This is a genomic window from Streptomyces sp. NPDC028635, from assembly GCF_040637635.1.
In the GTDB taxonomy this organism is placed as follows: domain Bacteria; phylum Actinomycetota; class Actinomycetes; order Streptomycetales; family Streptomycetaceae; genus Streptomyces.
The window spans coordinates 45,624-72,507 of sequence record NZ_JBEZWX010000027.1 but is presented as its reverse complement, the minus strand read 5'-3'; the positions used below and the strand labels follow the sequence as shown (position 1 = coordinate 72,507).

The 26,884-nt window shown below is 73.8% G+C and carries 26 protein-coding genes and 1 pseudogene; 14 read left to right on the top strand and 13 right to left on the bottom strand.

Features of this window, described 5'->3' with window-relative positions:
- Nucleotides 1–186 precede the first annotated feature (186 nt).
- Nucleotides 187–801 (bottom strand): TetR family transcriptional regulator, encoded by a 615-nt coding sequence (locus tag AB0E88_RS25475; RefSeq protein WP_361634638.1) that lies wholly within the window; start codon nt 799–801, stop codon nt 187–189.
- Nucleotides 802–1,008: 207 nt separating this feature from the next.
- Between AB0E88_RS25475 and AB0E88_RS25470 the strand changes: the two genes are divergently transcribed.
- The 3 genes from AB0E88_RS25470 to AB0E88_RS25460 are packed head-to-tail and all read left to right on the top strand — an operon-like array spanning nt 1,009 to nt 4,198.
- Nucleotides 1,009–2,391: a glycosyltransferase family 4 protein gene (locus AB0E88_RS25470; RefSeq protein WP_361634635.1), complete on the top strand. Its 1,383-nt coding sequence runs from the start codon at nt 1,009–1,011 to the stop codon at nt 2,389–2,391.
- Nucleotides 2,385–3,131: a class I SAM-dependent methyltransferase gene (locus AB0E88_RS25465; RefSeq protein ID WP_361634632.1), complete on the top strand. Its 747-nt coding sequence runs from the start codon at nt 2,385–2,387 to the stop codon at nt 3,129–3,131. Before AB0E88_RS25470 ends, AB0E88_RS25465 begins: the two co-directional genes overlap by 7 nt.
- Entirely contained in the window at nt 3,128–4,198 is a 1,071-nt protein-coding gene (locus AB0E88_RS25460) for a prenyltransferase (RefSeq protein WP_361634629.1), read from the top strand. The genes AB0E88_RS25465 and AB0E88_RS25460 overlap by 4 nt, the downstream gene beginning before the upstream one ends.
- A gap of 72 nt (nt 4,199–4,270) precedes the next feature.
- On the opposite strand, the gene AB0E88_RS25455 is transcribed toward AB0E88_RS25460, so the two are convergent.
- Together AB0E88_RS25455 and AB0E88_RS25450 are read right to left on the bottom strand one after the other, a co-directional pair.
- A complete protein-coding gene (locus AB0E88_RS25455; RefSeq protein WP_361634626.1) occupies nt 4,271–4,702 on the bottom strand; it encodes a hypothetical protein in 432 nt (143 codons plus the stop codon).
- A gap of 350 nt (nt 4,703–5,052) precedes the next feature.
- Nucleotides 5,053–5,346: a hypothetical protein gene (locus tag AB0E88_RS25450; protein WP_361634624.1), complete on the bottom strand. Its 294-nt coding sequence runs from the start codon at nt 5,344–5,346 to the stop codon at nt 5,053–5,055.
- Nucleotides 5,347–5,464: 118 nt separating this feature from the next.
- On the opposite strand from AB0E88_RS25450, the gene AB0E88_RS25445 reads away from it, so the two are divergent.
- Entirely contained in the window at nt 5,465–6,016 is a 552-nt protein-coding gene (locus AB0E88_RS25445; RefSeq protein ID WP_361634705.1) for a hypothetical protein, read from the top strand.
- A 72-nt stretch (nt 6,017–6,088) separates the two neighbouring features.
- Here AB0E88_RS25445 and AB0E88_RS25440 read toward each other — a convergent pair whose 3' ends face one another.
- From AB0E88_RS25440 to AB0E88_RS25425, 4 genes are all read right to left on the bottom strand, one after another.
- The gene (locus AB0E88_RS25440) at nt 6,089–6,901 is read right to left on the bottom strand and encodes a hypothetical protein (protein ID WP_361634621.1); all 813 of its coding nucleotides are present in this window, start codon (nt 6,899–6,901) and stop codon (nt 6,089–6,091) included.
- Between the two features lie 158 nt (nt 6,902–7,059).
- The gene (locus AB0E88_RS25435) at nt 7,060–8,040 is read right to left on the bottom strand and encodes an N-acetylmuramoyl-L-alanine amidase (RefSeq protein WP_361634618.1); all 981 of its coding nucleotides are present in this window, start codon (nt 8,038–8,040) and stop codon (nt 7,060–7,062) included.
- A gap of 34 nt (nt 8,041–8,074) precedes the next feature.
- A complete protein-coding gene (locus AB0E88_RS25430) occupies nt 8,075–8,725 on the bottom strand; it encodes a class I SAM-dependent methyltransferase (RefSeq protein WP_361634615.1) in 651 nt (216 codons plus the stop codon).
- Nucleotides 8,726–8,884: 159 nt separating this feature from the next.
- Entirely contained in the window at nt 8,885–10,624 is a 1,740-nt protein-coding gene (locus AB0E88_RS25425; RefSeq protein ID WP_361634612.1) for an MFS transporter, read from the bottom strand.
- A gap of 306 nt (nt 10,625–10,930) precedes the next feature.
- On the opposite strand from AB0E88_RS25425, the gene AB0E88_RS25420 reads away from it, so the two are divergent.
- Together AB0E88_RS25420 and AB0E88_RS25415 are read left to right on the top strand one after the other, a co-directional pair.
- Entirely contained in the window at nt 10,931–12,361 is a 1,431-nt protein-coding gene (locus tag AB0E88_RS25420; protein ID WP_361634610.1) for an MFS transporter, read from the top strand.
- 444 nt (nt 12,362–12,805) lie between these two features.
- Nucleotides 12,806–13,531 (top strand): class I SAM-dependent methyltransferase, encoded by a 726-nt coding sequence (locus tag AB0E88_RS25415; RefSeq protein ID WP_361634607.1) that lies wholly within the window; start codon nt 12,806–12,808, stop codon nt 13,529–13,531.
- 99 nt (nt 13,532–13,630) lie between these two features.
- Here AB0E88_RS25415 and AB0E88_RS25410 read toward each other — a convergent pair whose 3' ends face one another.
- On the bottom strand, nt 13,631–14,263 hold the full coding sequence (locus AB0E88_RS25410; protein WP_361634702.1) for a response regulator transcription factor: 633 nt from the start codon (nt 14,261–14,263) through the stop codon (nt 13,631–13,633).
- Between the two features lie 50 nt (nt 14,264–14,313).
- A complete protein-coding gene (locus tag AB0E88_RS25405) occupies nt 14,314–15,492 on the bottom strand; it encodes a histidine kinase (RefSeq protein WP_361634699.1) in 1,179 nt (392 codons plus the stop codon).
- A 380-nt stretch (nt 15,493–15,872) separates the two neighbouring features.
- Here AB0E88_RS25405 and AB0E88_RS25400 point away from each other — a divergent pair, with 380 nt between their 5' ends.
- The gene (locus AB0E88_RS25400; protein WP_361634605.1) at nt 15,873–16,730 is read left to right on the top strand and encodes a MaoC/PaaZ C-terminal domain-containing protein; all 858 of its coding nucleotides are present in this window, start codon (nt 15,873–15,875) and stop codon (nt 16,728–16,730) included.
- An 86-nt stretch (nt 16,731–16,816) separates the two neighbouring features.
- On the opposite strand, the gene AB0E88_RS25395 is transcribed toward AB0E88_RS25400, so the two are convergent.
- Entirely contained in the window at nt 16,817–16,975 is a 159-nt protein-coding gene (locus AB0E88_RS25395) for a hypothetical protein (RefSeq protein ID WP_361634603.1), read from the bottom strand.
- 97 nt (nt 16,976–17,072) lie between these two features.
- Nucleotides 17,073–18,200 (bottom strand): hypothetical protein, encoded by a 1,128-nt coding sequence (locus tag AB0E88_RS25390; protein WP_361634600.1) that lies wholly within the window; start codon nt 18,198–18,200, stop codon nt 17,073–17,075.
- A gap of 199 nt (nt 18,201–18,399) precedes the next feature.
- Here AB0E88_RS25390 and AB0E88_RS25385 point away from each other — a divergent pair, with 199 nt between their 5' ends.
- From AB0E88_RS25385 to AB0E88_RS25375, 3 genes are read left to right on the top strand one after another with little or no spacing between them, the layout of a single operon-like run.
- Complete coding sequence (locus tag AB0E88_RS25385) at nt 18,400–19,239, top strand: Nif3-like dinuclear metal center hexameric protein (protein WP_361634597.1); 840 nt, start codon at nt 18,400–18,402, stop codon at nt 19,237–19,239.
- Complete coding sequence (locus AB0E88_RS25380) at nt 19,236–19,979, top strand: C4-type zinc ribbon domain-containing protein (protein ID WP_361634696.1); 744 nt, start codon at nt 19,236–19,238, stop codon at nt 19,977–19,979. Before AB0E88_RS25385 ends, AB0E88_RS25380 begins: the two co-directional genes overlap by 4 nt.
- Nucleotides 19,980–19,991: 12 nt before the next feature.
- On the top strand, nt 19,992–21,290 hold the full coding sequence (locus tag AB0E88_RS25375; RefSeq protein WP_361634594.1) for a bifunctional RNase H/acid phosphatase: 1,299 nt from the start codon (nt 19,992–19,994) through the stop codon (nt 21,288–21,290).
- 4 nt (nt 21,291–21,294) lie between these two features.
- Here AB0E88_RS25375 and eda read toward each other — a convergent pair whose 3' ends face one another.
- Together eda and yaaA are read right to left on the bottom strand one after the other, a co-directional pair.
- On the bottom strand, nt 21,295–21,975 hold the full coding sequence (eda, locus tag AB0E88_RS25370; RefSeq protein WP_361634591.1) for a bifunctional 4-hydroxy-2-oxoglutarate aldolase/2-dehydro-3-deoxy-phosphogluconate aldolase: 681 nt from the start codon (nt 21,973–21,975) through the stop codon (nt 21,295–21,297).
- Nucleotides 21,976–22,049: 74 nt separating this feature from the next.
- Nucleotides 22,050–22,832: a peroxide stress protein YaaA gene (gene yaaA, locus AB0E88_RS25365; RefSeq protein ID WP_361634588.1), complete on the bottom strand. Its 783-nt coding sequence runs from the start codon at nt 22,830–22,832 to the stop codon at nt 22,050–22,052.
- 77 nt (nt 22,833–22,909) lie between these two features.
- On the opposite strand from yaaA, the gene AB0E88_RS25360 reads away from it, so the two are divergent.
- The 4 genes and pseudogenes from AB0E88_RS25360 to AB0E88_RS25345 all read left to right on the top strand — a co-directional run.
- Complete coding sequence (locus AB0E88_RS25360) at nt 22,910–24,337, top strand: RNB domain-containing ribonuclease (RefSeq protein WP_361634585.1); 1,428 nt, start codon at nt 22,910–22,912, stop codon at nt 24,335–24,337.
- A 283-nt stretch (nt 24,338–24,620) separates the two neighbouring features.
- Complete coding sequence (locus AB0E88_RS25355) at nt 24,621–25,199, top strand: Uma2 family endonuclease (protein ID WP_361634582.1); 579 nt, start codon at nt 24,621–24,623, stop codon at nt 25,197–25,199.
- A gap of 42 nt (nt 25,200–25,241) precedes the next feature.
- Nucleotides 25,242–26,072: an AraC family transcriptional regulator gene (locus AB0E88_RS25350; protein ID WP_361634579.1), complete on the top strand. Its 831-nt coding sequence runs from the start codon at nt 25,242–25,244 to the stop codon at nt 26,070–26,072.
- Between the two features lie 22 nt (nt 26,073–26,094).
- Nucleotides 26,095–26,874, top strand: a pseudogene (locus AB0E88_RS25345) (DMT family transporter); the annotation flags it as partial.
- Nucleotides 26,875–26,884: the final 10 nt, after the last annotated feature.

Below are 26,884 nucleotides of genomic sequence, written 5' to 3'. Positions count from 1 at the left end.
ACCCTCTGGGCAGCTCACGGACAGGGCTCTCCCCTGCTCGAGCGCAGCCGAGCACGCGGGGAAGGGTCGGTGCCGGATGTGCACCGGCTTCCCCCTGTACGGGTGTGATGACGACGCGGCCACTTTACCGGGCCGTGGGAAAGGGCCCCCGAGGTGCCCTCGCTCCGCCGGCCGGGGCGGCGAGCGTCACCGGTCGCGCTCGTCCTCGGGCAGGTCGATGAGCCGGCACACCGTCTCGATGTCGAGGGTGACCTGGGCGATGGAGGCGCGGCCCGAGAGCCAGGTGATCAGGGCCGCGTGCCAGGTGTGTTCGATGACGCGGACCGCGGAGAGCTGGGCGGGGGTCGGGTCGGCGGTGCCCATCGCGTCCAGGATGATCGCCGTCGTCCGGCGGGAGACCTGGTCGACCTCGGCGGAGACGCTGCGGTCGGCGAACGTCAGGGCGCGGACCATCGCGTCCGCCAGGTGCGGCTCGCGCTGCAGGCCGCGGAAGGCGCGCATCAGGGTCTCCGCCACGCGTTCCGCCGCCGTCTCGCCCGCCGGGGGCCTTTTGCGGAGCGTGCCGTGCATGTGGTCCAGCTGGTCCTGCATGGTGGCGACCAGCAGATGGATCTTGGAGGGGAAGTAGCGGTACAGCGTGCCCAGCGCCACCTGCGAGGCCTCCGCGACCTCCCGCATCTGCACCGCGTCGAAGCCGCCCCGGCCGGCCAACTGCGCGCTCGCACGCAGGATGCGGCGACGCCGCTCCTCCTGCCGCTCGGTGAGCGGGGAGGGGCTCGGGGAACTGACGTGCGCAGGCATGGGTCCCGTCCGTGACAGTCGGTGAGGGCGTGCGTTCGGTCAGCATGGCAGCCGTGCACCCGTGGTGTGAATCACCTGATCCACTGCTCACAGCGCCGCTACCTGCCGGTAGATTCAGAGCCTCCTGAACGATCAAGTCTGAAACTTGTTCTAGATTAGCGTCCCGGCGTAATCTCGCGGGACGGAGCAGGCAGAGAGGGGCCCGGAGTGACCGCTGAGGCCAGTCGGACGGGGTCCCGTGAAGACCTCGCCGCGGACGGCGGGCGACCGCTCGACATCGCGCTCCTCACCTACAAAGGGAACCCGTTCTGCGGCGGCCAGGGCGTCTACGTCCGGCACCTGTCGCGGGAGCTGGCCCGCCTCGGCCACCGCGTCGAGGTCATCGGCGCGCAGCCCTATCCCGTCCTGGACGAGGGCTTCGACGGACTGCGCCTCACCGAGCTGCCCAGCCTCGACCTCTACCGCCAGCCCGACCCCTTCCGCACCCCGAAGCGGGACGAGTACCGGGACTGGATCGACGCCCTCGAGGTCGGCACCATGTGGACCGGCGGCTTCCCAGAGCCGCTGACGTTCTCCCTGCGCGCCCGCCGCCATCTGCGGTCCCGGCGCGGCGAGTTCGACGTCGTCCACGACAACCAGACCCTCGGCTACGGCCTGCTGGGCGACCTCGGCGCACCGCTCGTGACGACGATCCACCACCCCATCACCGTCGACCGGCAGTTGGAGCTGGACGCCGCCGAGACCTGGCAGCGCCGCTGCTCGGTGCGCCGCTGGTACGCGTTCACCCGCATGCAGAAGCGCGTCGCGCGCCGCCTGCCCTCCGTGCTCACCGTCTCCGGCACCTCCCGCCAGGAGATCGTCGACCACCTCGGCGTACGGCAGGACCGTGTCCACGTCGTCCACATCGGCGCCGACACCGGGCTGTTCTCGCCGGATCCGTCCGTGGCCAAGGTGCCCGGCCGGATCGTCACCACCTCCAGCGCCGACGTCCCGCTCAAGGGCCTGGTCTTCCTCGTCGAGGCGCTGGCCAAGGTCCGCACCGAGCACGTCGACGCCCACCTCGTCGTCGTCGGCAAGCGGCCCACCGAGGGCCCGGTCGCGCAGGCCGTCGAGCGCTACGGCCTCGAAGGCGCCGTCGGCTTCGTCAAGGGCATCTCCGACGCCGAACTCGTCGACCTGGTCCGCTCGGCCGAGGTGGCGTGCGTGCCGTCGCTGTACGAGGGCTTCTCGCTGCCCGCCGCCGAGGCCATGGCCACCGGCACCCCGCTGGTCGCCACCACCGGCGGCGCGATCCCCGAGGTCGCCGGCCGGGACGGCGAGACCTGCCTGGCCGTGCCGCCCGGCGACGCCGGGGCGCTGGCCGCCGCGCTGGGCCGGCTGCTGGGCAACCCGGAGCTTCGCACCCGCCTGGGACGGGCTGGCCGCGAACGCGTCCTGCGCCACTTCACCTGGGCGCGGGCCGCCGAGGGGACCGTGGCCCGCTACCGCGAGGCGATCGACGCCGCCGTGGGCCACCGGCCGGGCCGTACCGCGACCGCACCAGCAGCCATCTCCTCCGAAAGCCACTCCGAAAGCAGGGCCACGTGCTGACCGTCGACTTCTCCCGGTTCCCGCTCGCCCCGGGCGACCGAGTCCTGGACCTCGGCTGCGGAGCCGGCCGGCACGCCTTCGAGTGCTACCGGCGCGGCGCCCAGGTCGTGGCCCTCGACCAGAACGGCGAGGAGATCCGCGAGGTCGCCAAGTGGTTCGCGGCGATGAAGGAGGCCGGCGAGGCCCCCGAGGGCGCGAGTGCCACCGCCATGGAGGGCGACGCCCTCGCCCTGCCCTTCCCGGACGACTCCTTCGACGTCGTCATCATCTCCGAGGTGATGGAGCACATCCCCGACGACAAGGGCGTACTCGCCGAGATGGTCCGGGTGCTCAGGCCCGGCGGGCGCATCGCCATCACCGTGCCGCGCTACGGCCCCGAGAAGGTCTGCTGGACGCTGTCCGACGCCTACCACGAGGTCGAGGGCGGCCACATCCGCATCTACAAGGCCGACGAACTGCTCGCGAAGGTCCGCGAGGCCGGCCTGAAGCCCTACGGCACCCACCACGCGCACGCGCTGCACTCGCCGTACTGGTGGCTGAAGTGCGCGTTCGGCGTGGACAACGACAAGGCGCTGCCGGTGCGCGCCTACCACAAGCTGCTGGTCTGGGACATCATGAAGAAGCCGCTGGCCACGCGGGTCGCCGAGCAGGCGCTGAACCCGCTGATCGGCAAGAGCTTCGTCGTCTACGCGACCAAGCCGCACCTGCCGGCCGTGTCCGCAGAGGCGGACGCCACGTGACCACTCCCCGGACAGAACACCTCGTCCTGCCCGGGGTCCTCACCGCCGAGCAGGCCGCCGCCACCGTGCGCGGCATCCTCGCCGTGCAGCGGGAGGACGGGGCGATCCCCTGGTTCCGGGGCCACCACCTCGACCCGTGGGACCACACCGAGGCCGCCATGGCCCTCGACGCGGCAGGCGAGCACACCGCCGCGGAACGGGCCTACGACTGGCTCGCCCGCCACCAGAACGACGACGGCTCCTGGTACGCCGCCTACGCCGACGGCGCCCACGACCACGTCACCGACACCGGCCGCGAGACCAACTTCGTCGCCTATGTGGCCGTCGGGGTGTGGCACCACTATCTGTCCACGGGCGACGACACGTTCCTGGACCGCATGTGGCCGACCGTGTACGCGGCCGTCGAGTTCGTGCTGCGCCTCCAGCAGAGCGGCGGGCAGATCGGCTGGCGCCGCGAGGACGACGGCACGGCGACCGCGGACGCGCTGCTCACCGGTTCCTGCTCCATCCACCACGCGCTGCGCTGCGCGCTCGCGATCGCCGAGCAGCGCGAAGAGGCGCAGCCGGACTGGGAGTTGGCGGCGGGCGCGGTGCGGCACGCGATACGCCGGCACCCGGAGCGGTTCCTGGACAAGGACCGCTACTCCATGGACTGGTACTACCCGGTGCTGGGCGGCGCGCTGACCGGCGCGGAGGCCAAGTCGCGTATCGAGGACCGCTGGGACGACTTCGTCGTGCCCGGCCTCGGGGTGCGCTGCGTGGTCCCCAACCCGTGGGTGACCGGCGGCGAGTCCGCCGAACTCGCCCTGGCGCTGTGGGCGATGGGGGAGTCCGACCGGGCCCTGGAGATCCTCCAGGCCATCCAGCACCTGCGCGACCCCGCCACCGGCCTGTACTGGACGGGATACGTCTTCGACGACGAGGCGATCTGGCCGCGCGAGCTGACGACGTGGACGGCCGGGTCGCTGCTCCTCGCCGTCGCGGCGCTCGGGGGCCACGACGCGACGTGCGCGGTCTTCGGCGGTGAGCTGCTGCCGACGGGTCTGGAGACGGACTGCTGCGGCTGAGGCGGACGCGGCCGGACGCACGACGGCCCGTCCGCCCGCACGGTGACGTGGGGTGGACGGGCCGCGTACCGGCTAGTTGTCGTTGAGGTAGTTGTGCGTGGTCTGGGACTTGCGGTCCGGGCCCAGCCAGACGGTGATGCTGATGTGCCGGCCCTCGGGGAGGTCGTGCACGCCGCCCTGGGAAGCGCGGCTCGTGACGCAGGAGCCCTCGCCGCCCGAGGCGGTGAGCGAGTACTGCAGGTCGTAGAGACCGGCGATGCTCTCCTCGCTGAAGATGTCGGCGCGGGGAGCGAGTCCGTCGGCCGCGGTGTCGCAGAGCGAGATGACGTCGCCGTACTCGGAGACGTAGACCGTGCCGCCGTGCTTGGCGTCCGAGGTGGTGTACGTGTGGTCCCAGCCACCGCCGGGCGGGTCGACGGTCGCCGACGCCGACGTGGCGGTGGCGAGCGACGCGCAGCCGAGCATGACGGTCGTCGCGGCCAAGGCCGCGATCTTGTGACGCATGGGTCTTTCCCCCTTCATGGGCTCGCTCGTGGTCAGGCGAGCAGGATGACCCTACGTCAACTCACCGGTAACTTAGCCCAAGTTTCGATCAAGCTTGCGACCCCCGGGCCCGGTTGACGACGAACCACGCGACCCGCCGGGCCCGGGGTGTGCCGTGCGGGAGAGCAGGCGGGGGGCACCCCCGGGGTCGCGGGGGCGGGTTGGGCCGGTGGTGTGCCGTGTGGGGGAGACGGGCGCGTGTGGACGACGCGTGGGGGGCGCCCCCACCCTGGGGGCATCAGCGGGGCGCGTGGGCGCCTGGCGCCTCCCGGGGCGTCACCCGGGAGGCGGTGCGGGGCCCGCCGGAGGTGTCAGCTCCGGTGGATGCGGTTGGCGATCGCGTGGCCGACGAAGAGGTAGACCACGGCAGCCAGGCCGTAGCCGGCGACCACGCGGGCCCAGGCCTCGTCGAAGGTGAACAGGTCGCGGGACCAGCTCGCCAGCCAGTCCGCCGTGTTGTGGACGAACCGGACCAGGTCGTTGGCCCGGTTGGCGTCCAGCAGGTACATCAGGATCCACAGGCCGAGGATGACGGCCATGACGTCGGCGACGACGGCGACGACCGTCCCGGCCTGATTCGCGCTGCTGCGATATCGAGGGGACATACCCGTCGTGTTGCCGCCGGCCGGGGCGTGAAACCCGAACGGCCCCGCACCGCTGGCGGGTTCCGGCACCCCGGGTGAGGCTGCGGGAGAAGTGACACGCGTGCCTTCGGAGGACCCCGTGCCCGCACCCCTGCGCCGCCTCGCCGTGGCTGTCGTCCTGTGCTGCGCCCTGCTCGCCGCCACCACCGCCTGCGGTGGCGACGGCAAGGACGACGCCGCCGCCACGACCGGCGCCACGCCCACCGCGACGACCTCCGCCGAGAAGCAGAAGTTCGCCAAGACCCGCTTCGTGGCCAACGCGGGCCTGGCCGCCGGCGCCACCTACCAGTGGATCGTGAAGCCCTGGAAGGCGGGCCGGTTCACCAAGGGCGCCGACGGGCGTACGGCGGCCCTGATCAAGGCCGGCCTGGCCGGCGGCTTCGCCTACAACCGGCTCAAGGCGGCCGCCCGCAACGCCGAGGGCGACCCGACGCTGGCCAGGGCCGTCGCACCGCTCACCGCGGGCATCGACGCCCTGAAGGACCTGCCGTCCAAGCTCCGCAAGGGCGACACCTCCGCCGCCGGCGCCTTCGACGACGTCATCGGCAAGATCAAGGACGCCGGCCGCAGCGCGGGCGCCGAGGTGCAGGACAAGGTGCCCAGCGCAAGCGAACTGGCCGCCGGCTCCTAGGAGTTCACCGCACGGCGACGGCCCCCCCGCCCGGCAGGGGCGAGGGGCCGCGGAGGCGACGACGGCGGGCGGTCAGCCGCGCTGGATGCCCGAGGTGTCCTGCAGCACGCCCCGGCGGCCGTCCTGCGTCTGCGCGACCAGCTGTGCACCGCGCTGCTCCACCGCCAGGTACCAGGTGCCCGGAGCCAGTTCGGCGATCGGAGTCGGCGAGCCGTCCTCCGCGTACAGCGGCCGCGGCACCGGCACCGCGAACCAGAACGGGGAGAACTCCCCGGCCGGCGCCTGCGCCTGAGCCTGGCCGGCCTGCTGCGGCTGCGCGGCCTGCGGCTGCCCACCGTAGGGCTGGGCACCGCCCGGCTGCGGCTGACCGCCGTACGACGGCTGCTGCGCGCCGGGGTAGCCGTAACCACCCTGCGGCTGGGCGCCGTAGGGCTGCGGAGCGGCAGGCTTCGGGGCCGGCATCAGCGGTGCCTGCAGCGCCCCGACCAGCGGCGTGGCGATGGCGCCGCCCGCCAGCACCACGGCGGCGAGGAAGCCCAGGATGAGACCGGCGCCGGCGTTGCCCGAGTCGATCAGGGACCACAGCAGGACCCACGCGACCACCACGGTGACCGCGGTGCCGAACGCTCCCAGGTCCTGCCCCGCGATCTTCCGCGAGCCACCCGGCTGGAGACGGGCGAGCGCGACCAGGACGGCGCCGATCACCCCGGCCATGTAGACGCCGAGTCCCATTCCGAGGCTGTCCCACGCGTTCATGCGGTCGACCGCGTTGCAGTAGGGGTCCGGGGCGTTGCAGCCGGACTGAGCGAGGAACGACGCGATGAACAGCAACACCGCTGCTCCGATCACCACGCCGTCGCCTCGAGTGAGGGAGCGGATATTCACTTCAGGTCCTTCATAGGTCGTCTCGTCGTCGGAAGAGGCGTCGCTGTCACCATGTCGCCGTCAGGCCCCGGTGTGAAGCGCGGGGGTGGCCCCTCATCGTAGGGACGACATTATCGTCCGGCCGACGAGGCTGTCCGCAGGGAAGAGCGCGCTGATCCCTACCCGCGCAGGAAACTCACGATTCCCTCAGAGATCCCTTGCGCCGCTTTCTGCCGCCAGGCGCCGCTGGTCAGCAGCGCCGCGTCCTTGCTATCGCGCATGTTGCCGCACTCGATGAACACCTTGGGAACCGTTGACAGATTGAGACCGCCGAGGTCCTTCCGCGTGACGATCCCGGTACCGTCGCCGACGTAGTTGGAGGGCGCGCTGCCGGTGACGCGCACGAAGTTGCCGGCGATGCGCTCGCCGAGGTCGCGCGAAGGCCCCACGATGAGGCGGGTGTCGGCGGCGCCCGCGTGCACGGCCGCCGGCAGGATCACATGGAAGCCGCGGTTGCCGGGCGCGGAGCCGTCCGCGTGGATCGACACGACGGCGTCGGCGTGCGCGGTGTTCCCGATCCGGGCCCGCTCGTCCACACACGGACCGTACGGCCGGTCGCCGTCCTGCGTCAGCTTCACCGTGGCGCCCTGCTGCTCCAGCAGCGCGCGCATCCGGTGGGCGACGTCGAGGCTGAACCGGGCTTCGGCGTACCCGTCGTTGGTGGAGGTACCGGTGGTGTCGCACTCCTTCCAGTTCGTGCCGATGTCCACCTTGCGGTTGATGGCGGCGGTGTGCTGGACGTTGCCGGGGTTGTGGCCGGGGTCGATGACGACGACCTTGCCCTTGAGCGGGCCGGAGGCCGCGGGGGCGGACGCGCCGGGCGCGGAGGGCGACGCAGGGGGCGCGGGGGCGGCCGGGGTGGACGATCCGGCGGGGGCCTTGCCGTCGTCCTGTGCCGAGGGGGAGCCGCCGGTGTGCCGGGGCGTCGCCACCGCCGACGTCCGGTCGGGGCCGCCCGCGTCACCGGGGGCGCCCACCGCCTCGTACACCAGCCAGCCGAGCAGCGCGCCCGGCACGAGCGCCGCGAGCCCCACGACCAGCGGGCGGCGGGGGAAGCGGCGAGGCGTGGGTGGATCGAATTCCGGGCCTAGGTACGACACGCCTGCCACCCTAACCGGGGCGGACGCCCGGTGTTCAGATTCCGCCGCCCGTACGCCGCAGCACCCGCAGCGACCGCGTCACGGACACCTCGGTGAACGCGCCCGACTCCAGCGCCCGCAGATAGATCCGGTACGGCGCCTGGCCCGTGAACTCGTCCTCCGGGTCCGGGAAGACGTCGTGGATGACGAGCAGCCCGCCCTCGGCGACATGCGGGGCCCAGCCCTCGTAGTCGGCGTTCGCGTGCTCGTCGGTGTGCCCGCCGTCGATGAACACGAGCCCCAGCGGGGTCCGCCAGAACGCCGCCACCTGCGGCGAGCGCCCCACCACCGCGACGACGTGATCCTCGAGACCCGCCCGGTGCAGGGTCCGCCGGAACGTCGGCAGCGTGTCCATCAGCCCGAGCTCGGTATCGACGGTCTCCGGGTCGTGGTACTCCCACCCCGGCTGCTGCTCCTCGCTGCCTCGGTGGTGGTCGACGGTGACGGCGGTGACCCCGGCCTGCCGGGCGGCGTCCGCCAGCAGCACGGTCGACCGCCCGCAGTACGTCCCGACCTCCAGCAACGGCAACCCCAGCGCCCCCGCCTCCACGGCGGCCGCGTACAGGGCCAGCCCCTCGTCGAGGGGCATGAACCCCTTGGCGGCCTCGAACGCGGCGAGGACCTCGGGCTTGGGGGCGGTGGACATGGACGGGCGCCTCTCGGTCGTACGGCTCCTACGGGGGCCTTATGCTGCCGCACCCCCGGCCGACATCTCGACCGGGGGTGCGGGCAGCGCCCCGAAGGGGCACGGGGAACTGCGCGACGGGCCGCGACGGCGCCGCGGCCGCGGACGGCGGCTCAGGCGTTACGCGTCGACCGTCTCGCCGGGGAGGGACAGGTCCAGCTCGACCGAGAGGTCACCCCCGGCGTGGCTCGCAGCCGAAGCCAGCGGAGCATGCCCCGCGGCCTTGGCCGCGATGACGTACGGCCCCGGGTCCGGCACGGCCAGGGCGTAGCTGCCGTCCGCCGAGGACACCGTCGCCCCCGCCTGCCGCCCCCGCCGGTCGATCAGCGTGACCTTGGCCCGGGCGACCGGGGAACCGTCCGCGGACAGCACCCGCCCGCGGAAGCCCCGCAGCGCCTCTTCCGCCCGTGCCAGGTTCGCGTCCTCCTCGCTGGAGGCGACGAGCTGCGGCACCGCGGACGGCTTGCGTCCCGGCAGCAGCAGGGCCATCACCAGGCCCGCCGCGACCGCCACCGTGGCGATGAGGAAGGACACCCGGAAGCCGTGCATGGTCGGCACGGCCACGCCGCCCACGTGGTTCGCCGTGTTCGCCAGCACCATGCCGATCACGGCGCTCGACACCGACGTACCGATGGACCGCATGAGAGTGTTCAGTCCGTTGGCCGCGCCGGTCTCGGAGGCCGGGACCGCGCCGACGATCAGCGCGGGCAGCGAGGAGTAGGCGAGGCCGATGCCCGCGCCGAGCATGACCGAGGTCACGATCGTCTGCCAGGCTGCGCTCATCAGGCCGAGGCCGCCGGCGTAGCCCACCGCGATCACGAGCAGACCGATGATCAGCGTGACCTTGGGGCCGTAGCGGGCGGACAGGCGGGCGTAGAGCGGCGCCGTGAACATCATCGTCAGGCCCAGCGGGGCCACGCACAGGCCCGCGACGACCATGGACTGGCCGAGGCCGTACCCGGTGGCGGTGGGCAGCTGGAGCAGCTGGGGCAGGACGAGGGAGACGACGTAGAAGCTGACGCCGACCATGATCGAGGCGAGGTTGGTGAGCAGCACCTCGCGGCGGGCGGTGGTGCGCAGGTCGACCAGCGGCGCCTTGAGCCGCAGCTCCATCACGCCCCACAGCAGGAGCACCGCGACGGCGGCCGCGAACAGGCCGAGCGTGGTGGCGGAGGCCCAGCCCCAGTCGCTGCCCTTGGTGATCGGCAGCAGGAGCAGCACCAGGCCGGCGGACAGACCGAGCGCGCCGAGCACGTCGAACGAGCCCTCGGCCCGCATCGGGGACTCGGGGACGGTGAGCAGGGTGAGGACGATGGAGAGCACACCGAGGCCGGCCGCGCCGTAGAAGAGGGCGTGCCAGTCGGCGTGCTGGGCCACCAGGGCGGCGGCGGGCAGTGCGAGGCCGCCGCCGACGCCGATGGAGGAGCTCATGAGGGCCATCGCCGAGCCGAGCTTCTCGCGCGGCAGGGTGTCGCGCATCAGGCCGATGCCGAGCGGTATCGCGCCCATCGCGAAGCCCTGGAGGGTGCGGCCCACGATCATCGTGAGCAGGTCGTCGGTGACGGCGCTGATCAGCGCGCCCACCACCATCACGGCGAGGCTCAGGATCAGCATGCGCCGCTTGCCGTACAGGTCACCGAGGCGGCCCATGATCGGGGTGGCCACGGCGCCGGAGAGGAGGGTGGAGGTCAGGACCCAGGTGGCGTTGCTGGGCGCGGTGTGGAGCAGCTGCGGCAGGTCCTTGATCACCGGGACGAGCAGCGTCTGCATCACCGCGACCACGATGCCCGCGAAGGCGAGCACCGGGACGACGGCCCCGCTCGCTGACCGGGCGGGCTGGTCGGTCGTCGTTCGTGTCATGACCAGCAGCAACCCGTATGCATGGGCAACTATTCCGATGCTTTGGCCAGCTAATGATTTCTTGACCATGTCATGACCATCTGAACGGATGTCAGGCCACCGCCCGGCGGCGAGGCGCCACCGGGGCGGCCGACGGCGGGCTCCCGGGACCGGTCGGCGGCACGGCCCTGGGGCCGGCCGACGGCGCTGTCCTGGACCGGTCGGCGGCGCCGTCCTGGGGCCGGCCGGCGGGGCGGTCCTAGGACCGGGGGCGGACTCCGGTGCCCGGCGAAATCCCGATGCAAGGGGCGCCGGCCGGTTGAGAGCATGACACCCATGCTCGAAGCCGCCGCCACGCCCACCCGGACCCCCATCCGCTCCGCCCCGCCGACGTGGCTGGTCGTGGCGCTCGCCTGCGCCGGGCAGTTCCTCGTCGTCCTCGACGTGTCCGTCGTCAACGTGGCACTGCCCTCCATGCGCACCGACCTCGACCTGAGCGCGTCGGGCCTGCAGTGGGTGGTGAACTCCTACGCCATCGCCTTCGCCGGCTTCATGCTGCTCGGCGGCCGGGCCGGCGACCTGTACGGGCGTAAGCGGATGTTCCTGGTGGGGCTCGGCCTGTTCACGCTGGCCTCGGTGGGCGGCGGCCTGGCCCAGGAGAGCTGGCAGCTGCTGCTCGCCCGCGCCGTGCAGGGCCTGGGCGCGGCCGTGCTCGCGCCCTCCACGCTGACCATCCTCACCGCGGCCGTGCCCGAGGGCGCCGCCCGGGCCCGGGCGATCGCCACCTGGGCGGCCGTCGGCGCGGGCGGCGGCGCGGCCGGCGGCCTGGTCGGCGGGGTGCTCGTCGACGTGCTGTCCTGGCGCTGGGTCCTGCTGATCAACGTGCCCGTCGGCGCGGTCGTCCTGGCCGGTGCGCTGGCCTGGCTCCCGGAGAGCCGCACCGGCGACGGCCGGCGCCTGGACCTGCCGGGAGCCGTCCTGGTCACGGCCGGCCTGGCCACCCTGGCGTACGGGATCTCACAGACCGAGGCGCAGGGGTGGACCGCGCCGCAGACGCTGGCGCCACTGGCCGCGGGGCTCGCGCTGATCGCGCTGTTCCTCGCCGTGGAGGCGCGCACCGCGTCCCCGCTGATGCCGCTCGGCCTGCTGCGGCTGCGCTCGGTCGCCTCGGCGAACGCGGCGATGTTCGTGAGCGGTTCGACGATGTTCTGCATGTGGTTCTTCATGACCCTGTACGCCCAGAACGTGCTGGGCTACAGCCCGCTGGAGGCCGGGCTCGCCCTGGTGCCCAGCTCGCTGGCCGTCGTCCTCGGCTCCAAGGCCGCCCCGCGGCTGATGCGCTCGGCCGGGCCGCGCACGGTGGCGGTGCTCGGCTCGCTGGTGGCGGCGACCGGGTTCGGCTGGCAGTCGGCGATGACCGCGCACGGCCCCTATGTCACGACGATCATGATCCCCGGTGTGCTGATGATGCTCGGTGGAGGCATGGCCATGACCCCGCTGGCCGCCCTCGCCACCTCGGGCGCGGCGCCGGGGGAGGCCGGACTGGTCTCCGGTCTGGTCAACACCTCCCGCACGATGGGTGGTTCCCTGGGACTGGCGGTGATGTCGACGATCGCCGCGGCCCGTACAGGCGACGAGGGCACCCCGCAGGCCCTGACGGACGGCTACGCCCTGGTCTTCCGCGCGTCCACGGCGGTCCTGCTGGCGGGTACGGCGCTGATGCTGGTCTGGCTGCCGCGCAGGGGGACGACAGGGTGATGCCGCGCAGGGCTGCGGCAAGGTGAGGCGCGCGGCGCGGTGACGCACGGCGCGGCGCATTGCGGTACGGCGAGGTGAGGGCCCCGTGTGCCGCGGCGCGACGCCGATTTCCCGGGCCGCCGGAAACGCGCTTCCCGGGCCGCCGGAAGCCCGCTTCCCGGGCCGCCGGAAGCCCGCTTCCCGGGCCTCCGCGAACCCCGCTTCCTAGACCGCCGGAAAAGTGTCCCGGGCGTCCGCCGCAACGCCCCCGCCCCGCCCCGTCCGCGGGTCCCGGCCGCGTTTTCCCCGTACTCCCGGGGTGACGCCTCCCGCCCCCTCGCGCCCGCCCGCTCACGGCCCGCCCGGGCCTGTGGGCAGCGCTCCGGCAGAACCGCCTGACCTGGGCCCGAGCCCTTCTCCCGCCTACGATCACGGCACCCGGCAGGCGAGGGAAGCGAGGGCCTCATGGACCGTCACATCCGTACCACCGACGACGTACTGACGCTGCTGGACGGGCTGTTCGCGCCCGGCGCGGACCGCTGGACGGCCCGGGCGGCCGGATGGTGGGACGACTTCTACGCCGACCGGAGCCGGCCGGTGCCGTTCTTCGTGGACAAGCCGGACGAGCATCTGGCCGCCTGGCTGGACGCGGGCCGCATCACCGGGCGGCGCGCCCTCGACCTCGGCTGCGGCCCCGGCCGCAACGCCCGCCACCTCGCCGCGCGCGGTTTCCAGGTGGACGCCGTCGACCTGTCCCCGGCCGCCGTGGCGTGGGCACGGGAGAGGACGGACACCGCCGCGGTGCGCTATCTGTGCGGCAACGCCTTCGACTTGATGGGTACGGAACTGACCGGACCGTACGACCTGATCCACGACTCCGGCTGTTTCCACCACCTGGCGCCGCACCGCCGCATCAGCTACCTCGCCCTGCTGGACCGGCTGCTCGCGCGCGGCGGCCACTTCACCCTCTCCTGCTTCGCGTCCGGTGCCATGGGCTCGGAAGTGCCCGACGCCGAGCTGTACCGCACCGGCGCGCTGCACGGCGGCCTCGCCTACACCGCCGAGTCCCTTCGGGCGGTCTTCGCCGATCTGACCGAGCTGGAACTGCGCCCGATGCGCGACGAGCCGCAGGCCTCCCCGTACTTCGGGGAGCCGTTCCTGTGGGCGGCGGTGTTCCGGCGGGAGCCGTGAGCGCGGGAGCCGTGACAGCAAGAGCCGTGACGGCGCGCCGCTATGACGGCCGCCCCTTGGCGGCGGCCCCGCGAGAGACGGCCCCGGCAGCCGGTCCCGCTACAGCCACCCCTGCCGGCGGGCCTCGCGCATCGCTTCCATGCGGTTGCGGGTGCCGGTCTTGCCGATCGCCGAGGACAGGTAGTTGCGGACCGTGGACTCCGACAGATGCAGGACGGCGGCGATGTCGGCGACCGTCGCGCCGTCCGCGGAGGCCTTCAGCACGTCGCACTCGCGCACGGTCAGCGGACTGGGACCGGCGCTGAGCGCGGCGGCGGCCAGCGCCGGGTCGACCACCGTCTCCCCGGTCAGCACCCGGCGGATCGCCTCCGCCAGTTCCTCCACCGGGCCGTCCTTGACGAGGAATCCGGCGGCGCCCGCCTCCATCGCCCGGCGCAGATAGCCGGGCCGGCCGAAGGTGGTGAGGATCAGCACCCGGCAGTCGGGCACCTGCTCACGCAGCCCGGCCGCGGCGTCCAGCCCGCTGATACCGGGCAGTTCGATGTCGAGGAGCGCGACGTCGGGGCGGTGCGTCAGCGCGGCGTCCACGATCGCGTCCCCCGTGCCGACCTGCGCCACGACCTCGATGTCCGGCTCCATCCCCAGCAGTAACGCAAGGGCCCCGCGCATCATCCCCTGGTCCTCGGCGAGCAGCACCCGGATCGACTTGCCGGGGCGCCGCCCCCGGGGCATCTCCTCGTTCACCCGCCCAGCGTAGGCCGCACCGGCGTGGTGCACCCCGCTCATGCCGTGACCGTGTGCGCGACATCCGCCGGTGCCGGCAGCTCCGCCCGCACCACGAACCCGCCGCGCTCCCCGGCCCCGGCGGTCAGCGTGCCGCCGGCCGCCGCCAATCGCTCCGTCAGCCCCGTCAGTCCCGTACCGCCGACGCCCGCACCCGCAGTGAGGGGCCCGCGCCCGTCGTCGCTGACCGTCAACCGCACCTTCTCCCCGCCTCCCGTGACCGCTATCTCGCACCGCCGCGCGCCGCTGTGGCGCACCGCGTTGGTCACCGCCTCGCGCACCACCCACCCCAGCAGCGCCTCCGTCTGCGCGGCCGGCGGCGGCCCCGAGCGGCGCACGACCGGTTCGATGCCCGCCGCGGTCAGCGCGGAACGCGCCCGGTCCAGCTCCGTGGACAGGCTGCCGTCCCGGTATCCGGTGACGGCCTCCCGGATCTCGGTGAGCGCTTGGCGGCCGACCGACTCGATGTCGGTGATCTGCGCCAGCGCCGCGTCCAGATCACGCGCCGCCAGCCGCCGTGCCGCCTCGGACTTGACCACGATCACGGACATCGTGTGCCCGAGCAGATCGTGCAGGTCGCGGGAGAAGCGCAGCCGCTCCTGCTCCACCGCCCGGTGCGCCAGCTCCTCCCGGGCGGCGCGCAGTTCACGCACGGCCTCGGACAGGGAGAGGATCGCGGCCGTCACCATCGTGGAGGTCCACGTGGCGTACGCGATGGTCATCCCGTCCCAGCCGTCGTGCGCGTAGGACACCGCGCCCGCGAGGACGGCCACGGCGGCCCCGACCGCCTTCACCCGCGGCCCGCGCACCACCGAGCCCGTGGCCAGCCCCAGCAGCGGGAAGAACAGCAGCCAGCCGTCGCCGTACCCGACGGCCAGCCCGCACGTCACCGCGGCCATCAGCCCCAGCGCCACGCGCGTGGAGCGCTCCTGCCGCTTTTGCTTGTCGAACGCGCGGAACACGACGTAGATGTACAGCGAGTTGAAGGCGAGCAGACCCAGACCGCCGATCCACGGGTTCGAGGTCCGTCCCTGGAAGACGTTGGAGAACGCCCCCAGGCCCATCAGGAGCCAGGGCAGCAGGGTGAAACCGCTGGGCGGCGGGCCCGGGTTCTCCTCCTGCTTCCCGCACCGGCGGGTCCCGCGGGTCTCCCGCTGGCTCGCCCGGAAGCGCGCCATCTCCGTCCTGCTGCGGGCCGCCGCCTCCCGCGTCTTCCGCAGCCGGTGCCCTGCGTCGTCCCTGAACCCCATCCGTGATCCCCCGATCGATTGTGTCGCCGCGCGCTCAGCCGGTCCGCAAACGCGCCGGTACGGCCTACCGGGTCCGCACGCAAGGCCGTCCGCCGGCCGACGAGGACGAGCATGGCAGCCGTCCTGGGCACATGTCCCACCGCGTCCTTGACGGTACGGAGAGGGGGCGCCGTCCGGCAGATACGCGTGTACGGATTCCGGCAGGACAAATGTCCTTCCGGCGCACGTGGCCGACGGCCCGTCATGCGGTTCCGTTCCACCGGCGCACCGGGTTATACAGAGGGCAGTCGGCGACGTACAGGAGTCCCATGCCCATCGACACGAGCAAGGCCCTCGCGGCCGCGCCCCTCACCGGTGACATCTCCTGGACCGCCGAGGACGTCCAGCTCTATCACCTCGGCATCGGCGCGGGCGTCCCCGCCACCGACCCCGGTGAGCTGCGCTACACCCTGGAGTCCCGGCTGCACGTCCTGCCGAGCTTCGCCACCGTCGCCGGTTCCGGCGCGCCCGGCGTGATCCGCGCGCTGTCCGTGCCGGGCGTCGACGTCGACCTCGCACGCGTCCTGCACGCCGGGCAGACGCTGACCGTGCACCGCCCGATCCCGGTGGAGGGCACCGCGCGGACCACCTCGCGCATCACCGCCGTGCACGACAAGGGCGGGGCGGCCGTGCTCGTGCTGCGCACCGACGCCGCCGACTCCGGCGGCCCGTTGTGGACCGACGAGGCCCATGTCCACGTGCGCGGTGAGGGCGGCTTCGGGGGCGCCCGCGGCCCCGCCTCGCGTCTCGCGGCACCCACCGGTGAGCCCGAGCGGATCGTCGAGCACGCGACCCGCGAGGACCAGGCGCTGCTGTACCGCCTCTCCGGCGACCACAACCCCCTGCACGCCGATCCCGGATTCGCCCGGGCCGCCGGATTCGCGCGGCCGATCCTGCACGGGCTGTGCACCTACGGCATGACCCTCAAGGCCGTCGTCGACACACTGCTCGGCGGGGACGTGACGCGGGTGCGGTCGTATCGCGCACGGTTCGCCGGGATCGTGTATCCCGGGGAGACCCTGCGCATCCGCATGTGGCGCGCCGAGGGCGGTGTACGGGTCACCGTGAGCGCCGTCGAGCGGGACGAGGCGCCCGTCCTCACCGATACCGTCGTCCACCACGCCTGAGGCACCGGTCCCGGCGACGCGCCCCCCCGGAGACGCGGAACGGCCCCGCCCCGACTGCCCGGGCGGGGCCGTTCGCGCACGTACCGTCAGGCCGCCGATTCGGCCTGGTCGGACGTCCTGCGGTGACGGCCCTGGGGGGCCGCCTCGCCGTCCTGCACCGACACCGGACCCCGGTGCCTGCCGTGCCCGGCTGCTGCCATCTCGGCCTCACGGCCCTGCGGCTGCGTCGTGCTGGCGTCGCTCATCGGATGAATTCACCCCGTCAACATGATCTTTCCTTACAGCCGGGCGAGTGTAACCGGCGCACCTCGGGCCCGATCCAGCCGCACACGCCAACCGGCACTACTTCGTTACAAGTCGCCCCAACGGCGCCTGTTGCAACGGCACCGGGCGCGGCGCGGCCGGCTCGGGGGCCTCCTCGACCGGGGTCTCGCGTGCCGGCGGGACCACCGCCGGCACGCTCAGCCGGGCCAGCCCGCAGGGCACTTCCGCCGTGGTGTACGGCAGCAGCAGCTCGCCCTCGGGCGTGACGAGCCCGGCGCCCGTCAACCAGCCCGCGGGCGCGGCGAGATGGTGCACCTGCCGCTCGGCCGGCCGCCACATCCCGGCCCAGGTGCCCAGCGGCCCGTCGATGCGCAGCGCCACCGCGCAGCTCTCCGGCGTCAGCACCTGTCCCGGCTGGACCGCGAACGGCGTCACCCGGCACTCCGGCAGTCTGAGGCTCTCCGGGAAGCGCACCGGCAGGGTGCTGCCCATGACACCCCAGCCGAGCCGGGGCTCGCCGGGCGAGGGCGCGTCCGAGGAGATCAGCAGCAGCCCGCTGTCGGGGTCGGCGAGCAGCAGCCGGTCGTCGCTGGCCTCGGCGATCTGCAGCAGCGGCGACACCTCGCCGTCGCGCCCGAGGTCCACCACGACCGTCTTGGTCCGCCCGCCGTTCTCCCGGTCCAGGGCCAGCATCCGCCCGGCGTGATCCAGCCACACCCCGCCCGAGCAGCGCCCCGGCACCTCCGCCAGCCGCTCCGGGCCGAACGCCCCGCCCGCGACCAGCCACACCGTGCTGGAGCGCGGGCCCACCGCGAGCGCGTAGGCCCGCTCGCCGCCCGGAGCCGGCGGCAGCAGCCGCAGCGCGCCGTCCTGCGGGGGTGTCACCGCGCCGAGCGGCGCCTCGCCGGTGCCGGGGCCGGTGGGATAGAGGAGGCAGAAGTCGTAGCGCTCGCCGACCCGGCGCTTGATCAGCACCCGGCCGTCCGCCATCGGCTGCACCTCGCTGCCGGCCTCCTCGGGCTGGTTCCCGGGCAGCGGCACGGCGTAGGGCTCGGGGCCGCCGAGGGTCCAGCGCTCGGGGAAGGGGGACTCACCGTCGTGGGCGAGGCGCGCGGCGTAGCCGCCGTCCGCCGTGATCACGCACCCTGCCTGCGGGGAGAGGCCGTCCTCGTCCGCCGCCGGGGGTTCGATCGCACAGGCCGTCATCGTTCGGTCACCTCCGGCGACGAAGCTAGTTTTCGCACGCACGGGCGGGGCACGCGGCGGCCGGCCCTTCACACATAAGGGTGGTGCAGAAGCGATTCGCCTGAGGAAAACGGGGCGAATGTGCTGAGCGGCGCAGACCCGGTCACAGGGGCGGCGACAGCTGTACAGAGGGGCAGATCAGCCAGGTAGCCTTGCACCCGTGCCCCGTCTGTCTGAAGTCATCGCCGCGCTGGAGAAGCTGTGGCCCGCCGAGCGGGCCGAGTCCTGGGACGCGGTCGGCACCGTCGTGGGCGACCCGGAGCAGGAGGTCACGCGGGTCCTGTTCGCCGTCGACCCCGTGCAGGAGATCGTCGACGAGGCCGTCAAGCTCGGCGCCGACCTGCTGGTCACCCACCACCCGCTCTACCTGCGCGGCACGACCACGGTCGCGGCCTCCCACTTCAAGGGCCGGGTCGTGCACACGCTGATCAAGAACGACATCGCGCTGCACGTGGCCCACACGAACGCGGACACCGCCGACCCGGGCGTGAGCGACGCGCTCGCCGGCGCGCTGGACCTTCGTGTCGTACGACCGCTCGTGGCGGACCCGAGCGATCCGGAGGGCCGCCGGGGCCTCGGCCGGATCTGCGAGCTGGACCACCCGCTGCCGCTGCGCGAGTTCGCCGCGCGTGCCGCGGAGCGCCTGCCCGCGACCGCCCAGGGCATCCGCGTGGCCGGCGACCCGGAGACGGTGATCCGCACGGTCGCCGTCAGCGGCGGCTCCGGCGACAGCCTCTTCGACCAGGTCCGCGCGGCCGGCGTCGACGCCTTCCTGACCGCCGACCTGCGCCACCACCCGGCGAGCGAGGCGGTCGCCCACAGTCCTCTCGCGCTGCTCGACGCGGCGCACTGGGCCACCGAGTGGCCCTGGTGCGAGCTGGCCGCGAGCCAGCTCGACGAGATCTCCGACCGGCACGGATGGGACCTGCGCGTCCACGTCTCGAAGACGGTCACCGACCCCTGGACCAGCCACTCCCCGTCACCTGGAGCCCCCAACTGAACGCCGCGCCCGCCGACCAGATCCGACTCCTCGACGTCCAGGCCCTGGATGTGCGCCTGCAGCAGCTCGCGCACAAGCGGAAGTCGCTGCCCGAGCACGCCGAGATCGAGTCGCTCACCAAGGACCTGACCCAGCTGCGCGACCTGCTCGTGGCCGCGCAGACCGAGGAGAGCGACACCGCCCGCGAGCAGACCAAGGCCGAGCAGGACGTCGACCAGGTCCGCCAGCGCGCCGTCCGCGACCAGCAGCGCCTGGACTCCGGCGCCGTGACCTCGCCGAAGGACCTGTCCAACCTCCAGCACGAGATCGCCTCCCTCGCCAAGCGGCAGGGCGACCTCGAGGACGTCGTCCTGGAGGTCATGGAGCGCCGTGAGGCGGCCCAGGAGCGGGTGGGCGAGCTGACCGAGCGTGTCTCCTCCGTCCAGGCGAAGATCGACGACGCGACCGGCCGCCGGGACGCCGCGTTCGAGGAGATCGACGGCGAGGCCGCCTCGGTGACCAAGGAGCGCGAGGTCGTGGCGGCCTCGGTCCCCGACGACCTGCTGAAGCTGTACGACAAGCTGCGCGCCCAGCAGGGCGGCGTCGGCGCGGCCAAGCTGTACCAGCGCACCTGCCAGGGCTGCCGCCAGGAGCTCGCCATCACCGAGCTGAGCGAGATCCGCAAGGCCGCGCCGGACACCGTGGTGCGCTGCGAGAACTGCCGCCGCATCCTGGTGCGCACGGCCGAGTCCGGGCTGTAGGGAGCCTTCGGGGTGCGGGAGTTCATCGTCGAGGCCGACGGCGGGTCGCGGGGCAACCCCGGCCCGGCCGGGTACGGCTCCGTGGTCAAGGACGCGGCGACCGGGCAGACGCTGGCCGAGCGGGCCGAGTACATCGGCGTCGCCACGAACAACGTCGCCGAGTACCGGGGACTGCTGGCCGGTCTGCGCGCGGCGCACGAGCTGGACGCCTCGGCCTCGGTGCACGTCCGGATGGACTCCAAGCTCGTCATCGAGCAGATGTCGGGCCGCTGGAAGATCAAGCACCCCTCGATGAAGCCGCTCGCGGCTCAGGCGGCGACGGTGTTCCCGCCCGGCCGGGTCACCTACGAGTGGATCCCGCGCGAGCGGAACAAGCACGCCGACCGCCTGGCCAACGAGGCGATGGACGCGGGCGGCCGCGGCGAGCAGTGGACGCCGTCGGCGTCCCGCGCGGAACTGGACGCGGCCGTGATCCCCGAGCCGTCCGGTCCGCCCGGCGACGCCGCAGCGGGCGCGGCCCGCGCCCGCGCGGCCCTGGCCGACGTCCGCGCGGCCCGCACGGTCGCGGGAGCGACGGCGCGGGGGACGCCCGCGGCAGCGGCGCCCGGCACGGCCCCGGCCGTCTCGGATCAGGCGGGCGGCGCCGCCGAGACCTCCGCGCCCGGCTGGGGGTCCGGCCCCGATCTCGGGGCGCCCGCCACGTTCGTGCTGCTGCGGCACGGTGAGACGCCGTTGACGCCGCAGAAGCGTTTCTCGGGCAGTGGCGGCACCGATCCCGCCCTCTCCGGCGTCGGCCGGGACCAGGCCGAACGGGTCGCCGCCGCGCTCGCCCGGCGCGGCACCGTCCAGCACGTCGTCGCCTCCCCGCTGACCCGCACCCGTGAGACCGCCGGCATCGTCGCCGACCGCCTCGGACTGGAGGTGACGGTCGAGGAGGGGCTGCGCGAGACGGACTTCGGCGCCTGGGAGGGGCTGACCTTCGCCGAGGTGCGCGAGCGCTACCCGGACGACCTGAACGCCTGGCTCGCCTCCCCGGACGTCGCGCCGACCGGCGGCGGCGAGAGCTTCGCGGACACCGCGGTCCGCGTCGCGGCGGCACGCGACAAGCTGATCGCGGCGTACGCGGGCCGCACGGTCCTGCTGGTCACCCACGTCACGCCGATCAAGACCCTGCTCCGGCTCGCCCTGGGCGCGCCCCCGGAGTCCCTGTTCCGCATGGAACTGTCGGCGGCGTCCCTGTCGGCCGTGGCGTACTACGCCGACGGCAACGCGAGCGTGCGCCTGTTCAACGACACCGGGCACCTGCGCTGAGCGGTCAGCGGCCGCGCCCACCGAGCCCGGCCGCCTCGCGAGCCAGCCGCTCGATCCGCGCCCAGTCGCCGGCGGCCACCGCGTCCGCCGGCACCATCCAGCTTCCGCCCACGCAGCCGACGTTGGGCAGGGCCAGGTAGTCGGGGGCCAGGTCCGGCGTGATGCCGCCGGTGGGACAGAAACGGGCCTGCGGCAGCGGGCCGGCCAGTGACGTCAGATATCCCGTGCCGCCCGCGGCCTGTGCCGGGAAGAACTTCATCTCCCGCAACCCCCGCTCCAGCAGCGCCACCACCTCGGAGGCCGTCGACACCCCGGGCAGGAACGGCACCCCGGAAGCGGTCATCGCCGCCAGGAGGCCGTCCGTCCACCCCGGGCTGACCAGGAACCGTGCCCCGGCCGCCACGCACCGGCCGACCTGCTCCGGGGTGATCACCGTGCCCGCGCCGGCCACCGCGCCCGGCACCCCGTCCGTGATCGCCCGTATCGCGGCCGGTGCCGCCGGCGTGCGCAGGGTGACCTCGATCGCGGGCAGCCCGCCGGCGACCAGCGCCCGGGCGAGCGGTACGGCGTCGGCGGCGTCCTGCAGGACGACGACCGGGAGGACGGGGGCGAGGTCCAGCACGGAGCCAGGGGCAGGGGCGGAGACGGGCGCAGCGGACGCGGGGGCAGGCTGAGGCTCGGGCATGGCCTCATCCTGCCCGCCCGGTGCAGCCTGCGCAAAGGTCGTTGCAGAGAATGCAACGACTGCTGGTCGCGGCCTCAGTGGACCTCGTCCACCAGCACATCCAGGGCCCACGCCCGGCCCGACTTCGCGGGCGCCTCCGCCTCCACGACGTACCCGAGGTCCCGCAGGGCCTCCACGAGCCGCGCCGGGTCCTCGGGCGCGGCCCCGGCCGTCAGCAGGCTGCGCACGATCCGCCCCTTCGTCGCCTTGTTGAAGTGGCTGACCACCTTCCGGGTCGGCGCGTGCAGCACCCGCACCGTCGCGGTGCGGCCCGCCACCTCACCCTTCGGCTTCCACGCCGTCGCATACGCCGCCGACCGCAGGTCCAGCACCAGCCCGTCCCCGGCCGCCTCCGGCAGCACGGACGCCATCGGGGTGCGCCAGTACGCGCCCAGCGCCCCCAGCCCGGGCAGCTTCACGCCCATCGAGCAGCGGTAGGAGGGGATCGCGTCCGTCACCCGTACGGCACCCCACAACCCCGAGAACACCAGCAGCGAGCGCGCCGCCCGCTCCCGCGCCACCCCGTCCAGCGAGGCCAGGCCCAGGGCGTCGTACAGCACCCCCGTGTACACCTCGCCCGCGGGCCGCGCACCGGCCTCGTACAGCGCGGCGTTCTTCGCGACCTCCCCGCGCAGCCCCTCGCTCAGCCCGAGCACCTCGCGCGCCTTCTCCTCGTCGGCGGCGCACAGCTCGACCAGCTCCTCCAGCACGGTCCGCCGGGCGGCCGTGAGCCCCGGCAGGGACAGCGACTCCAGCGACAGCGGGGCGCCGGGGCCGGACGGCGCCTTGCCCTCGGAGGGCGGGAGCAGGACGAGCACGGGCTTTCTCCTTAACCAAGGGGGACCGCCCCAGCGTACGGCGTGCCACCCGGCCGCCCGCGCCCTACGGTGGCGGTATGCCCCGCTGCCCCGTGCACGTGACCGGCGCCCCCGAGGCACCGATGCGCAGCGCCCTCGACGCCCTGCGCACCCGGCTCGCCGTCCCCGGTCCCTTCCCGCCGGAGGTGCTCGCCGAGGCCGACCGGGTCGCCCGGGACCCGGCGCTGCCGGTGCACGACGCCACCGACGTCCCGCTGTTCACCATCGACCCGCCCGGCTCCCTCGACCTGGACCAGGCCCTGCACCTGTCCCGGCAGGGCGCCGGCTACCGCGTGCGGTACGCCATCGCCGACGTGGCCGCCTTCGTCGTACCGGGCGGTCCGCTGGACCGGGAGGCGCGGCAGCGGGTGCTGACCCTGTACTTCCCCGACGGCCGCGTCCCGCTGCACCCGCCCGTGCTCAGCGAGGGCGCCGCGAGCCTGCTGCCGGGCCAGACCCGGCCCGCCGTGCTGTGGACGATCGACCTGGACGCCGACGGCCGGACCCGGAGCGTCGACGTCCGCCGCGCCCTGGTGCGCAGCCGGGCCCGGCTGGACTACGCGGGCGTGCAGCAGCAGATCGACACCGGCACCGCGGAGGAACCGCTCGCGCTGCTGAAGACCGTCGGTCAGCTGCTCCAGGCGCGGGAGGCCGAGCGCGGCGGCGTCTCGCTGCGCGTGCCCGAGCAGGAGATCGTCCCGCGCGACCACACCTACGAACTCGCCTACCGCGCCCCGCTCGCCACCGACGGCTGGAACGCCCAGATCTCCCTGCTCACCGGCATGGCCGCGGCCCAGCTGATGCTGGCGCACGGCACGGGCGTCCTGCGCACCCTGCCGCCCACCCCGACCGGCGCCGTGGACCGGCTGCGCCGCACCGCGTTCGCGCTGCACATCGACTGGCCGCACCACGTGTCGTACGCGCAGCTGGTCCGCTCCCTGGACCCGCACCTGCCGCGCCACGCCGCGTTCCTCCAGGCGTGCGCGACGGTGATGGGGCACGCCGAGTACACGGTCTTCCGCGACGGCAACCTCCCGGAGCTCACCACGCACGCCGCGGTCGCCGCGCCGTACACCCACTGCACGGCCCCCCTGCGCCGCCTCGTCGACCGCTGGACCTCCGAGATCGCGGTCGCGGCTTGCGCGGGGAAGGAACCGCCCGAGTGGGCGCGCGCCGCGCTGGACGTGGTGCACGACCGGATGGCCGAGGGCGGCCGGCTCGCGAGCAAGGTCGACCGGGCCTGCATCGACCTGGTCGAGGCGGTGGTGCTCCAGGACCAGGTGGGGGCCGTGTTCCAGGGGTGCGTGGTGGAGCTGGACGACCACCGGGGAACCGTCCAGGTGGAGTCGCCGGCGGTCATCGGCGAGATCCGCGGCGCCGGCCCCGGCTCCCTCGGGGAGCGGCTGCCGGTGCGGCTCACCCAGGCCGACCCGCAAGCGGCGAAGGTGAGCTTCGAACCGGCGTGACCCCCCCCGCACCGGACCCCCGGCGCCGTCCGCGTACAGCCGCACGACCCCCACCTCCCTCCGCCGGCCCGGCAGCGCGACGTGGACGCCCTCGACGACCGCGGCGAGTTCTCCGATCCGCATCACCCCGTGAAGACGGTGGCGTCGCGGCAGGCCGAGCCACGGTCCGCCGCCTGACGCCCGCGTTCGTCGTGTGCCACGATCGAGGGGACGGTTTCCGATCTCTCGGACGGGTGATCACGCGATGTCCCAGCCTGGCGAGCGACCGAAGGAGGGGCGTGACATGACTGCCATGGCCCATGAGCCGCTCACGCAGGAAGAGGTCCTGCTCGAGGGCTTTCTCGCCCTGGACACCCCCGAGGGTTTCCGGGCCGAGCTGGTCGAGGGGGAGATCGTAGTGACACCGCCGCCCGACGGGGATCACGAGGACTACATCGAGCTGATCGTCAACCAGGTGTACAGGCGGTCGCGGACCGACATGCAGTTCTCCGGGAACAAGGGGCTGAAGCTGCGGAGCGGGGGCGGCTGCCCGAAGGACCACGTGATCCCGGACGGCACGTTCGCCCCCCGGAAGCTGCGGCTGTACCGGGGCGCCGACCCCTGGATGCCCTGCGACGGGGTCGCCATGGTGCTGGAGGTGACGTCCACCAGGCCGAAGGGCGACCGTGAAGCCAAACGCCGTTGCCATGCCCGCGGCGGCATCCCCCTCTACCTGCTCATCGACCGAGAAGCCTCCTCCGTCACGCTGTTCAGTGATCCGGAGAAGGACGAGTACCGCGAGCAGTGCACCCGCCCGCTCGGCAAGGCCCTCGCCCTGCCCGAGCCGTTCGCCTTCGAGCTGGAGACCTCGGACTTTCTCTGAGCCGGACGGTGTTGCACTCTCCGAGTCCAGGGGGTGCACGGCATGGGTGACGGGCGTGAAGAGGCGCGGTGGACCAGGGCGCGGCTGGGCCGTGGCGGGCCGCCGCTCGACCTGCTGACCGCCTCCTTCGACCGGCACGTCTACGCCCCGCACGCCCACGCCGAGTACACCGTCGGCGTCACCCTCGGCGGCCTGGAGGTCATCGCCTACCGGGGCGGCCGGATCCACTCCGGTCCCGGCTCCCTCGTCGTCCTGGAACCCGGCGAGATGCACACCGGCGGCCCCGCCGCGCCCGAGGGCTACGCGTACCGCGCCCTGTACGCGGCGCCCGCACTGCTGGGCGACGGCCTGCTCGGCGAGGGCCTCCCGCACTTTCGCGAACCGGTCCTGCACGACCCCGAACTGGCCGCCGCGCTGCGCCTGACCCACACCGAGCTCGCCGCCTGCCCCGATCCGCTGGAGGCCGAGTCCCGGCTGCCGTGGCTGCTCACGGCCCTGGCCCGGCGCCACTCCACGGCCCGCGCGGCGAGCGACACCGTGCCCGGCGCCGACCGCGTCGCCGCCGTCGTCCGTGACCGCCTGGCCGGCGAACTGCTCGCCCCGCCCTCCCTCGCCGACCTCGCCGCCGAGCTCGGTCTGTCCCGCTACCAACTGCTGCGCGCCTTCCGCACGGCGACCGGGATACCGCCGTACGCCTGGCTGGCCCAGCACCGGGTGAGCCGGGCCCGGGGGCTGCTGGAGGCGGGGCTGCGTCCGGCCGAGGTGGCCGGCCTGGTGGGCTTCGCCGACCAGGCGCACCTGACCCGCTGGTTCCGCCGGGTGCTCGGGGTCACCCCGGCGGCGTACCGCAACAGCGTTCAAGACGCGCGGTGAGGCCCTGGCCGAAACTCTTCGCATGACTGCACGCGGCTGGTTCCTCTTCTCCCTGATGGGAGTGGTCTGGGGCATCCCCTATCTCATGATCAAGGTGGCGGTGGACGCGGTGTCCCCGGCCACGGTGGTGTTCGTGCGCTGCGCGCTCGGCGCGGCCCTCCTGCTCCCCTTCGCCCTGCGCCAGCCCGGCCTGGCCCGTTCCGTGCGCACCCACTGGCGTCCGCTGCTGGCCTTCGCGTGCATCGAGATCATCGGCCCCTGGTACACCCTCACCGACGCCGAGCGGCACCTGTCCAGCTCCACGGCGGGCCTGCTGATCGCGGGCGTCCCGGTGGTCGGCGTGGCCCTGGCCCGCTTCTTCGGCGCCACCGAACACCTCGGCGTACGACGGCTGAGCGGCCTCGCCCTGGGTCTCGCCGGCGTCGGCGTCCTCACCGCCCCGCATCTGACCGGCGGCGACGCCCGCTCCCTCGCGGAGGTACTGCTGACGGTGGTCGGGTACGCCACGGCACCGCTGATCGCCGCCCGTCACCTCAAGGACGTCCCGTCCCTGCACCTGACGGCGCCCTGCCTGGCGCTGGCGGCGCTGGTGTACGCGCCCGCGGCGGCGGCGACCTGGCCCTCGCAGGTACCCGCGCCCCCGGTGCTGGCTGCGCTGGCCGGGCTCGGGGTGATCTGCACGGCCGTGGCGTTCGTCGCCTTCCTCGAGCTGATCAAGGAGGCGGGCCCGACCCGGGCGACGGTGATCACGTACGTCAACCCGGCGGTCGCGGTGGCGGCCGGCGCGGTGTTCCTGGGCGAGCGGCTGACGC